We start from the raw sequence: 11,011 nt of genomic DNA, 5'->3' as shown, positions 1-11,011 counted from the left end.
TTTTGGGTGTAATTTTCTTTTCCGGGCCCTTCTTCTATTTTTTTTGGGGGTGGGCCCCCCCCCCCGGGGGGGGGGGGGGCCCAATTTTTACGGCCCCCCCCGCCGCCGCGCCCGATCCGGGCAGCGAAAAGGGGGGGGCGCTCCCATCCACCTCCGAACTCCCCGTACGGCCACGCAGGGGCCGGGAAACGGCACGGGACGCCCTGTGGCGTCACGCAATCCGCACCCACGCATTTGTGAATCCGGGACACGGTCTGGTGTGAATCCACCGTGCGTGTCCCATTCACACTCCGGTACCGGCACGAGGCCCCCCTATCCACCGTTGAAAAATGCCCCCGAAAACCGCTTCGACAACCAAGTGGAGTCGCCGTCGATCCCAAGCTGGAAGGAGCGGTCCTGGGTCGCCTCTTGCAACACGATGGCCCGTTTCAGCGCCGGCGTGACGCCCCCGTAGGCGTCCAGCGTCCCCTTGTCTCCATTGAGCACGGCGCGTTTGATCCGGGCGTACTCCCGGGCCGCCGAAGGATCGCCCGAACGGGTCTTGGTTCCGGAGCCGGTGGCCCAACGGCGCAGCACATTCTCCGCCCGCTGCAAGGCCCGGTCCTCCCGGGCCACGGCCACCACCTGGACCGCCCGGCCCGTCCGGCGCAACGACTCCCAGAGACCCCGGTGCGCCGCTCCCCACGAACGCAGCCCCTTGTCGGTCCAGTGCCCCGGATCGACGTAGACGAACACCGCCCGGTCGGCCTCCAGGGCGATCGGCAGCTTGAGCGCGAAGTAGCGGCGGGTTTCCCCCGCCGCCCCCCGGTACACTCGCCGGGGAAGCCGCTTGCGCGGGATTCCCAGCTGCTCGAAACTGAGGACCTTCTCCGGCTCGGTGGGAAGCCAGGCCAATTCCGGGTGCTCCAGCACGTAATCCAGGGAGAGCAGGCGCCGGAGCAGCACCTCGGGCGAAGTGATCCGCCGATGGCGGATGTCCTCCGCTCCCAGTGCCCGGTAGACCGGCCGGCTGAAGATCCGGCACACACGGCCGATCCTTCCGACCTCCGGCGTCGTGTCCTCGCGCGCCAGTCCCTGTTCGATCAGTGCATGCACACCGCGGCGGGCCTGCTCGGGATGGTCCCGCAGGAAAGCACACCATTGCGCCCGCGTGAACACACCGCTGTGCAGGCACACCAGGGCGATCCATTCCGCGTGGCGGCCCGTCCAGCCGAACTCTTCCAGTGCTTTCTCCCGGCCCTTGAGATGTTCGATCATGACTTGTTCTCAGTCACCAGAGCCCGATCCGCTTGCAGATAGGTGATGACGATGCCCATGGGGTTCGTCACGACCAGGTCGGGCGGGATCTCGGCGAGAAACACGAACTTGAGCGACAGCGACCAGCGCTGCCGCTCGACTTCCTGCTCGCGGGTGGTGTGCACCAACTCGAAATCGGCCGTCCCGCTGTGCGGTTCCTCCGGATGGGCGTGAAGCCTCAAGACGACGTTCTCCACCCGGACCTGCCGGGACTCGACACCCGCCGCCACGCGTGCGATGTTCTCGCTCTCGGCCTCGAAGGCCGCATTGGCCAGATCGGTGGTCAGGAACCGCAGGCTGCGGGTCCAGTGCTGCTCGACCGTGGCCCGCTGCCGCGAGTAGAAGTCGTGGATGAAGCGGTTCAGAAAATACTTCGTCGTCGGGTCCAGCGGATCGGTCTGGGCTTGGACCGCCTCGTAGGCCAGGGCCTCGGCCCGGCCCACGTCATCCACCCGGATCACGATCGGTTTGGGGGGATCGAGCGACCCGAGTCGCAAGGCGAGCATGGCCAGCAACAAGCCGGTCAGGCCGAGCAGTCCGGTCATCAGGCGAAGATGTCGGTTCGTGTGGACCGTCTCGCCCCAGATCTCCGCGTATTCCCGTCCCGCGTCCTTCTTGTTTTTCATTTGCTCCCCTTGAGCGCGCCGGCGGCCCGGCCCGCCCCCACGAGGATCGCCGCCGTGCCCATCAGGCCCGCGCCGGCGCTTCCCGCTCCGGAGATCAGCAGCGAGGCGATCTCCCCCACCTTGAACGCGGCCAGGATCCCCGCCACCAGAAGCGGAGCCAGGAGCAGAAGCCAGAGCCCCAACTGCTGCAGGTCCGCCACGTTTAACCCGGCCGACATCAACGTGTTGACGAAAGCGAGCGAAACGCCGACGAAGACGCGCAGGATCACGGCGGCCACCACGCCGTAGAGCGAGTAGACGAGAAGCGCCCGGAACCACCCCCAGAACAAAAACGCCATCGGCTCGAACAGGAGCCAGGGAATCATCAGCGGTCCGATGAGGATGACGATCGCCACCGCCACGTGTGCCCAGATCACCTGGGCGTAGGTGATGGCGAAAAGCGCCAGCAGAAGAATGATCAGCGACCACGACAGGAACACGCCGAAGACGAACTTCAGGTAGTAGCCGGACGCGGACCACAACAGCCCCGCCAGGTTCAGGTTGCGGACCTGATCCGTGAACGTGGCGTGCATCTGCTCGAACGTCTGAGAGAGCGTCTGCTGGGTCGCCCGGATGATATCGGTCATCATCAGGCCCATCATCCAGTTGCCCTGGGCGACCACCGCCTGAGGGAAGGTCCAAGTCGTGCCGGGGATCGTCTGGTAGTAGAAGGTGAGCAGGGTCCCGGGGATGGCCAGCGCCATCACCAGCCGGACCCACTCCCCGGGGGAGACCGTGCCGCTGAGCGCTGTTTTCACGCCGCTCCACACGACCATGACCGCGCCCATCCCCCGCCAGAGGCTCACGCCCGCCCGGTGCACCTCGGGCGCGACGTTGCGGGTGACATCGGCCAGGACCTGATCCAGAAAGGGCTTGAAGTCCTGAAGAGAATCGGCCGGTATCGTGGTGGGAAGTGAAGGGTCGATCTGCATTACGGAGTCCCCGGTGGATGGAACGTGAAGAACATCCCGTCACGGTAGGAGACGCCGCTGGCGGCAATGGCGGCCCGGTGGGCCGCAAAACTGGTCCTCGCCCTCTGCATCTCCTCGACCCAATCGGCCTCCCGGTTCCGCCGGGCAATCTCGTCCTCGTAGCGTTCTGCCGTAGCCCGCGCCGCCTGGTGGGCCAACAACTGGGCGATGCCGGCCAGCAGTTCTCCTTGAGTGGCCCCGGCTGTGAGCTGCTTTTGTCCCAGCGCGGTCTGGGACCGGTTGGAGTCGTTGCGCAACTTATCCAGCGAGTCCTGGGCCGTATTGACGGCGCCGCTCAGGTGGGCGGCCGAATCGGCCAGCGCGTGATCCATCACCAGTTGTTTGTCGGCCCTCTCGCGTTGCCGCTCGAAGTCATCCAAGGACCGGGCGATCACGTCGGGCGGTTGGTTCGCCAGCAATCGGGTTAGGTCTCCATGGGTGAGGCGGTCGGCGTCTTGCAGGGCCGTTTGCCAGGTTTCCCGAAGGGACCGTCCGCTACGGCCCATTTGCCGAATGTCCTCGACGATCCGCCGGGCTTCCCCGTGAAAGTCCCCGGCCCAGTCGATCCGGTCGCTGACCCGTCGGGCCGGAGGGGAGAACAGGTCCGAGAAGGAATCCCGCAAGGCGCCGATCTGCCCGAGAGTGGCTTCTTTCATGTGTTCGAACTGGTTGCGCAACTCGGTAAGCTGATCGGTGTATTTGCGGATGGAGGTGAGCTGATGGCGGATCTGGGTGAGTTGGTTGACGATGATGGTGGCCCGCTGGATCACCCCCGCGAAGATGGCGTGGACCGGCGTGGTCGTCACGGCAACGATCAAGGTGATCGCAAGCAGTACAGTCAGAGATTTCTTCATGGGGTCATGGTCCTTTCCGTGGGCCGGGGCACCAGGACGTCCGCCGTGAACCAGATGCGAAGGCGGTGACCGGCCCGGATGGTGATGTTGGGAAAGCGATTAAGGAACCGCTCGAGGATCCGCAGGGATGCCGTCCCCAGCTCTTGACCGGCGCCGGCCCGGAGACTGGAGATCCCTCCCGCGTAAGGCTGGCTGCCCCGAAGCGTCAGACCGGAGAGCACGCCGACGGCTCCCGTTGCGGCGAACATGGAGAAGTAATGGCGATCGACTTGGTCCTTGAGCGCGGATTCGCCCAGTTGGTTAAGGCCGTCGAACTCCAGGTCGATCCCCTGTCCGGAAGGTAGGATCAGCCGGTGAAAGCTCACGGCCATTCGGGACTGGTCCTGGTGGGCCACGGCCTGGGCCGCGCCGATGACGCGCGATCCCCGGGGGACCAGGACGCTCTGTCGGTCGCGGGAGTAAAATGGGATGGAGACCTGAGCCAGCACGGGGCCGGGGAAGTCACCCGAGAGTTGGGTCACGAGTACCGCTTCCAGAAACGAGCCCTCGGGGATGCGCTCGAATCCTTCCGGGTCGTGGGGAGCGGACATCTGCTCCGGCTCCCGCTTCTTCGGTCGGTCCGGATCTTCCGTGCCCGTCGGTGCCCGATCGTCCGGTGTCGCGCCAACCAGATCCGCTTCCACCTCCCGCAGGGCAGCTTGCGTGGCCGTCTCCGCCAAGGCTTGGAGCCGGTCGAGCTGCTCAGTCAGATCGTTCGTGGTTTGCGCCGGGGCTGGCGATGCCTCTGAGAGTTTGCGGCTGGGAGTTTCCGAGTGCTCCACTGGCCGTGTCCGACTCTCCGGCGCCGCCGCGCCTTCCGAGTCGCGGTAGGAGTGCGCTACGGCTTGTACGCGCAACGAATCGTGCTGGCGGCGAAGGTCCTCCAGCCGCAGTTGCTCGCGCAACTGAAGCTCCGCTTCAGACGGTGGCAGTGAAGGATCTTCGCTTTGATCTGTTGACAATGAGAGTCCAGCTAGCGCGCCCGTCTCGGAACGGAGCCCCGCCATCTTTCCTCGGCCGGCCTTGGCCGCAGCCAGGCGATCCCGCTCCCGGAGCTGCTGTCGGGCCTCCAGCGCCCGCCGCTGTTGCTCCCGGTCGGCCATCTCGTTCAGCCGCGCTCCGGCCCGCTGCTGAAGGGCTTGGTTCGCCGGTTGCGCCGGCGCCTCCCCGGCCTCCTCCTCGCCACCTCCGGTGAAGGATTGGCTGAGAATCAGCAGGCCGCACAACAGCGCCAGCACGACGCCGCCGATCCGCGTGAGGAGTGCGGCGGGGACCGCGCCGGCGGGCTTCGCATACAGTCTTCGCCAGTGACTCATCCGGGTCATCTCCTTGCGTCCTTGGAATCGAAGCGCCAGCGTGCCTTCTTCTTGCCGATCTGAAGCCAGCCGTCGCCCACGACGTGCCGGGCGATGTAAAGACCGTCGGCCGTGAGGTCGTAGGCCACCAGGCTGGGACGGCCGTCCTTGAGTTCATAAAGCGCCGGAGACTCCTGGGCGCCCGAACGCAGGTAGGTGAAGCGCCCGTCGTGCCACATGGCCTCGACCAGGAACGGCCGCTTTCCGGCGTTCTTGTCCAGCCGGTAGGGGAACGTCAGTTCCTCCGGGTACTCGGAGCGGAACCGGTCCACCTCGGCCCGGGCTTGCCTTTTGGCATCGTCGACGCGAGTGTCGGCCTCCGCCTGGACGCTTCGGACCGCCTCGGACGCCTGCCGAGCCATCTCCCGGTAGCCTTCGACCTCGCTTCGGGACACGAAGGCGGGTTGGTGCTCATCAGAGGAAATTAGTAAGTTATTCTTCTCCTTGGGTTCCCGCTCCACCCGCACGACCAGGTGAGGCGTCCCGCCCTCGGTCGCCAGGAAGGAGTAGATCCGTCCACTCGCGCAAACCAGCGCGACATTGGTCCGGACCCCTTCGGCCAAGGGTTTGATGTAGGCGAGATTGGCCGCACCGCTCAGGTGCCAGTAGCCGGCATCGCCGACGACGAAATCGAGGATCTTCTCCTCAATCGGGAGTACCAGCACCGTGGTGTGCCGGACGCGCGTCCGGACCTCGATGATCTGGTCCTCCTGCTCGGCGACTTTGACAACGCCCTCTTCGGCGAGGACGAAAGGAACGGTGAGAAACCACACCAGAACGGTGGTGCTTCGACGTGTGAAAATACTCATGGCATTTCTCCAGCAAGAAACTTGATGGCCTTTTCCAGGCCGTATTGCTCAACCGATTTGGCTCTTCTTTCCGCCTCCCGGGGCGAGGACGTGTACAGCCAGTAGCTTTCCGGATCGACCTCCAGCCGCAGGACGCCCGCCGCATCGGGCCGGCGCAGATAGATCTCCCGCTTGGGGACCAGTTCCCGGACCAGCTCCACCTCCCGGTCGTTCAGGCGAAACGTCTCCCCGGCGGTCTCCGGCAGGTCCGGGTTGGCCAAGAACAGCTTTGTTGGCATCGACTCCAGCAGGGCCTCGGCTCCACTGGTGCCGGTGACATCGACCGCCGACTGCGTGGCCAGAACCAGCGCGGCGTTCTTCTTCCTCCAGGTCTTGGCCGCCTCGGCCAGATAGGCGAGCACGGACCGGTCGCGAAGGTACCGCCAGGCCTCGTCCACCACCATGAGCTTGACTCGCGCCGTCTCGGCGGGGTCCTCCAGCGCCAGGCGCATCCGCTCCAGCAGATAGAAGAGCGCCGCCTCGCACAGGTCCTCGTGCTCGGCCGCTCCGGCCAGGTCGATCACCTGCCAGTCCGTGAGCTTCAGGTCCTCCCCAGTGGCCGGGTGGTCGAAGTACCGGCCCCAGGCGCCCTCCCCATGCCAGCGCGAGAGCGCCGGCCACATCTTCGAAGGCAAGGCCCGAACCAGCGTTCCCAACGTTCGCCGCTCGGCCGGAAAGGCGTAGACGTCCTCCACCCGGTCGCGGATTTCTGTCGTGTCCTCTCCAGTGAGTTCCCATCCCCCGATCCGCAACAACCGGGCGATCCAGCTGGTGAGAAACTGGATCGACCGCTCCGTGGCCGGCAACGAGAAGGGCCGCAGCCGGACCTTGTTTTCCTTCGTCTCCTCCGGGGACAACTCCAGGTATCCCCCTCCCAGAAAACTCGTCAGCCAGCGGTAGGAACCGCCCAGATCGAGGATCAGGACTCGTGGGTCGTACTGAAGTGCGGATACCAGCAGGAAGTTGAGCAGGAAGCTCTTGCCGCTCCCCGTGGCTCCCAGCACCAGGGTGTGACCGACATCTCCCGCGAACAAGTCGTAGTGGTAGGGGGTCTTCCACCGGGTCTCCAGGACGGCCAGCGCAGGGCGCGCGAGGTGTATGCTTTGTGGGTTCCCGATGGGGGGACCGAAAATCGGAGCGAGGCACGCGGCCAAGCCGGCCGAGACGAAGACCGACCGGACCTGCCGCGAGCGGGGTTGTGCCGGCAGTCTGCCGAACCACACTGGGAGTTGGCCGTAGCCCTCTCGAATGACCTTGGCGTCGTGGGCGTTGAAGGTCCTTCGGACACTTGCATCCAGCCGCTCGATTTTCTCCAGTCTTCCGTGCAGCGTGAGGGTGAGAGAGACTGAGCCGTAGCCGATCCCGTCGGCCTCCAGTTCCACCAACGCGTCCCCGAGCCGGCCGACTTCCGCTTCGGCGGCCGAATCCACCAGGGCGCCCGCCGTGCCTTCCTTCTCCTGCACGTGGGCCATCATCGAGTAGCGCTTCGAGAAGTAGTGGCGCTGTGCGGAGCGGACCTTGCGGCGCGACGCTTCCGTCCCCCACTTCCGCCATTCCAGGCTCACCGTCATGACGGCGTCCAGACGGAAGAGGTCGGACAACAGGTTGGCGGTTGCCTCCACGGGTGGCGAGAGCAGCGAGTAGAGGATCACCGGCTCGCCGTCCAGGCGCAGGTGGCGCCGCTCCGCCTCCAGTTCCGAGACGGCGAGTCGCCAGTTCAGCCCGCTCCCAGTCGACCCGTCCCAAGGGGTGCCGGGGCGGTTGATCAGTTCCGAGAGCACCCGTGAACCTGCCACCGGACCGAGGATCTCAATGGGAGTCACGTCGTCCACTAGGGTGCGCGAGGCATCGACACTCTGGCGAAACCGCCGGGTTGCGGCTTGGATCGCCGAGTGCAGATAAACACTCTCGTGGGACCGTTTCCTCCGGGTCAGCCAGCGACGGACGTGGGAAGTCCATCCGTTTCCCGCGTGGGAAGCGGCGGCGGATCTCAACCGGGGATCGGTGCACCAAGCCACGTAGGTGTCCAGTTCCGAGACCCGATCGGTCAGATACGCGCATCGCCGTTGCTGGGAGAGACCGACGACCGAATCGGCGTCCTCTTGCGCCGCTCTCAATCGGCTGGGCCGGCGCATGAGATAGAAGTAGAGCCGCGTGCGGTCGTCCAGGTTCGAGAGAGCCCGCTGCCAGCGGTCCGCCACTCGATCGAGCTGTTCTGGCGTGCGCCCGTCCACTACTGCCGACCGGAGCCGTCCCAACGTGAGCAACTGGCCGCTTCTCGTCAGACAGGTCCGACCGTCCGGCAGCCATCCCCAGTAGGGGAGCTCCTCGGCCAGCGAGCCTGCGGCTTCGTACTCTCGTGCTTCTTCAACCAGCTTCATCGTCGGATGAGCACACACCAGGGTGGCTCCCCCCACTTGCCGGGATCGTAGCGGGACTTGAAGCGGGTCGATGCGCGCAGGATCGCCAGCATGTCCGGATCTTGGCGCCAAGCCAGGTAGCCGGCCACGTAGAGCGCCGCGAAGACGAGTCCGGCCGAGAGCAGTGAGTTGATGGTGTTCCACAGCGCCACGGCCAGCGTGGCGCTCAGCAGAAACCAACGCCTCTCCACGCCCAGGATCGTCAGCGGGCGGCTCAGAACGGGATGGCCTCGCCACGGTCTTTGACCCCGCATCATCAGAACAACCAGTTCATGAAGTTCACGGCGCCGATGGCCATGCCGACGCCGAAGATGATGCCGGCCAGCGCGCGCTTCGAGCCACCTTCGCCGAAGGCGAACATCAGCCCGCCGACTACGACCGCCACCAGCGAGAGTCCCCGTGCGATCGGACCTGTGAACGTGGTCTCCAGCACGGTGACCGCATCCACCCAGGGGCTCGTCCCTTGCGCCAGGACCATCCCCTGGAAGAACAGAAACAGCCCGCCGCAAATGGCGGCTCGCCAACAAATCAAGAATCGTTTCATCCTCGTCCTCCTTTTTCGTTTTATCGAATCCGTCTCCTCTCACCACCTCTCGCTGCGGTGTTATCGCCGCCGGTCTCCTCCAGCCACAACCGCCAGCTTCATCGCCTCGGCGGCCACGTTGAACAGTTCCTTGGTGAACGCGATGTCGAGTTCGCCACAGCAGACCGCGACTTGGCGAAAAAACCGTTCCTCGGTCACATCGTGAGCGCCGACCAGGCGTCGACGCGCCCGGAAGATCGCTCGCTGCATCTTGTTGACCAGCCACTCGGGAGGCGGCCGGTTCGACCCGTTCCGGGGCAAAATGCCGGGATAGTTGGGGTCGAGCAGCTTGTCGACCCAGATGCCCGATCCCCGGGTCATCAGTTCGATCAGAGACCACTGGTTGTGGCCGGGAGCGCACTTTTGCCCGCACAGTTCCTCGTAGCGGGAAATGGCCCGGCACAGATCCTGAACGGTTCGCCCCTCATCCAACCGGGCGTGAATGCCTCGTCGCATCCGGCGATTGAGGCAATGGTGGCGGACGAGGTTGTTCTGGCCTCGCCAGTGGTTGAAAATCCGAAGACAAGCCCGGTCCGCGTCCGGCCCCGCCGATGAGGGGGGTAGGGGGGAGTTCTTAATACTCTTCGTATTTGTAGAAGAGGAGTCTTCGATAAGAGAGGAGAGGATAGGAGGTTGATTCTTGGTTGAGGCCTCCCTTGAAGCCTGGCTTGGAGCCTGCCTTGAAGCCTCGCTTGAAGCCTGGCTTGGAGCCTGCCTTGAAGCCTCGCTTGAAGCTTGGCTTGCAGCTCTGCTTGAAGCCTGGCTTGAGCCCCGCTTGCGTCTGGCTTGAGTCGTCCGTCCGCCCTTGCTTCCCGCCAGCGCCAGCTTCCGTCGCCGCTCCAGGTGTTGTCTCTTGATGGCTTCGACCCGCTGGTTGTAGATCCGACTCTGCGAATCCTCCTTGAACTGGTTCCGGATCCCTTCCCAAATCTGTTGGAATTCCTGCAAGGAACAATCCAACAGTCTCGCGAGTTTCTTGGGGTCTTTCGGCAACCGCCCTTCCTGCCAGTTCAGGCACAGGAGATGGACGTAGGCGCCCCGTTCGGCCAGGGTCATCAAGCGGACGTCGATCGATCCCAGGTAGTCCCCGACGAAAAACGGCATGCTGGCCAATCGGTCTTTCATCCGTTCACTTCCCCAAACGACGCCGGCGGAATTCTGCGAACAAATGTTCGATAAGCTGCGTTGGCGACGGCTCCGAGCGAGGAGGAAGGGAAAGGGAAATAGGAAGCGTCCGGTGCCTCTCGGGAGCGGACCCTGTTGCCTGTTTGTTGCCTGTTCAGCACGTCAATCCTTGGGAGCCAATCACTTTTCCGGTTCGGCGAAGAACCCGTTAAGGTACTGAAAACGTTAATGATCGGTAGTGATTGACTGAGGATCAGTCAGGATTAGAAGTCCGTTGCTCTGTCCAGCTGAGCTACGGGCGCATGCTTGAATTTTTCGAACTTTAACAGTCCGTCTCGAAAGTCGCCACGGACGGTTAGGAGTCGCCGGTGAGACGGCGCTGCATGAAGATCTCGGCAGGCTGGTCTCTAATGGTGAGAGCGCCGCAATCCCGGTAGCCGAGCTTGCGCCAGAAATGCTGGGCCGTAGCGGCGGCCTGGGTGGACATGACCACCAGGTCGAAGCCGCGGTCCGCCATCTGCCGTTCCCACTCCCGCACGGCCCGCGTGCCGTAACCGTGACCCCGCTCCGATTCGAGGATGACGATGATCTCGATGAAGGGGAGCGACTCCCAGATCACGTGTGTTTTGAGGAAACCCACCGGTTTCCCGCCGGCTTGGATGATTCGAATCCGGGACCCACGGACCTGCGCCTCCAGCGCGGCCTCCGAAAGCCGCGGCCAGAGCTGTCTCAGCACCGGGAGGTCGGAAGGAACGGGACTTCGCAAACAATTCATGGATGGGCCTCGAGCCGCATCGATGTTAGGGAAGGTCTGATTAAGTCGAGTCAGCGTTCTGCACGATAATTCTTCCATCA

The 11,011-nt window shown here is 64.4% G+C and carries 11 protein-coding genes; all 11 read right to left on the bottom strand.

The window, feature by feature from the left end; all coding sequences use genetic code 11:
* Nucleotides 1-312: 312 nt before the first annotated feature.
* Complete coding sequence (locus tag OXT71_18935; protein ID MDE2928464.1) at nt 313-1,257, bottom strand: hypothetical protein; 945 nt, start codon at nt 1,255-1,257, stop codon at nt 313-315.
* Nucleotides 1,254-1,922: a VirB8/TrbF family protein gene (locus tag OXT71_18930; protein MDE2928463.1), complete on the bottom strand. Its 669-nt coding sequence runs from the start codon at nt 1,920-1,922 to the stop codon at nt 1,254-1,256. Before OXT71_18930 ends, OXT71_18935 begins: the two co-directional genes overlap by 4 nt.
* Nucleotides 1,919-2,893 (bottom strand): type IV secretion system protein, encoded by a 975-nt coding sequence (locus OXT71_18925; GenBank protein ID MDE2928462.1) that lies wholly within the window; start codon nt 2,891-2,893, stop codon nt 1,919-1,921. Before OXT71_18925 ends, OXT71_18930 begins: the two co-directional genes overlap by 4 nt.
* Complete coding sequence (locus OXT71_18920; protein MDE2928461.1) at nt 2,893-3,786, bottom strand: hypothetical protein; 894 nt, start codon at nt 3,784-3,786, stop codon at nt 2,893-2,895. The genes OXT71_18925 and OXT71_18920 overlap by 1 nt, the downstream gene beginning before the upstream one ends.
* Nucleotides 3,783-5,141, bottom strand: a complete 1,359-nt coding sequence (locus tag OXT71_18915) for a hypothetical protein (GenBank protein MDE2928460.1) — start codon at nt 5,139-5,141, stop codon at nt 3,783-3,785. The genes OXT71_18920 and OXT71_18915 overlap by 4 nt, the downstream gene beginning before the upstream one ends.
* A gap of 5 nt (nt 5,142-5,146) precedes the next feature.
* Nucleotides 5,147-5,989: a TrbG/VirB9 family P-type conjugative transfer protein gene (locus OXT71_18910; GenBank protein MDE2928459.1), complete on the bottom strand. Its 843-nt coding sequence runs from the start codon at nt 5,987-5,989 to the stop codon at nt 5,147-5,149.
* Complete coding sequence (locus tag OXT71_18905) at nt 5,986-8,409, bottom strand: DUF87 domain-containing protein (protein MDE2928458.1); 2,424 nt, start codon at nt 8,407-8,409, stop codon at nt 5,986-5,988. Before OXT71_18905 ends, OXT71_18910 begins: the two co-directional genes overlap by 4 nt.
* Nucleotides 8,406-8,705 (bottom strand): VirB3 family type IV secretion system protein, encoded by a 300-nt coding sequence (locus OXT71_18900; GenBank protein MDE2928457.1) that lies wholly within the window; start codon nt 8,703-8,705, stop codon nt 8,406-8,408. The genes OXT71_18905 and OXT71_18900 overlap by 4 nt, the downstream gene beginning before the upstream one ends.
* A complete protein-coding gene (locus tag OXT71_18895; protein ID MDE2928456.1) occupies nt 8,705-8,992 on the bottom strand; it encodes a TrbC/VirB2 family protein in 288 nt (95 codons plus the stop codon). Before OXT71_18895 ends, OXT71_18900 begins: the two co-directional genes overlap by 1 nt.
* A gap of 60 nt (nt 8,993-9,052) precedes the next feature.
* Nucleotides 9,053-10,156 (bottom strand): DUF1376 domain-containing protein, encoded by a 1,104-nt coding sequence (locus tag OXT71_18890; GenBank protein ID MDE2928455.1) that lies wholly within the window; start codon nt 10,154-10,156, stop codon nt 9,053-9,055.
* A 355-nt stretch (nt 10,157-10,511) separates the two neighbouring features.
* Nucleotides 10,512-10,931, bottom strand: a complete 420-nt coding sequence (locus tag OXT71_18885; GenBank protein MDE2928454.1) for a GNAT family N-acetyltransferase — start codon at nt 10,929-10,931, stop codon at nt 10,512-10,514.
* Between the last annotated feature and the right edge of the window lie 80 nt (nt 10,932-11,011).

The organism is Acidobacteriota bacterium, assembly GCA_028874215.1.
Lineage (GTDB): Bacteria > Acidobacteriota > UBA6911 > RPQK01 > JAJDTT01 > JAJDTT01.
Note: the sequence above shows the minus strand (reverse complement) of the source record. Positions and strands in the feature narration are given on the sequence as shown.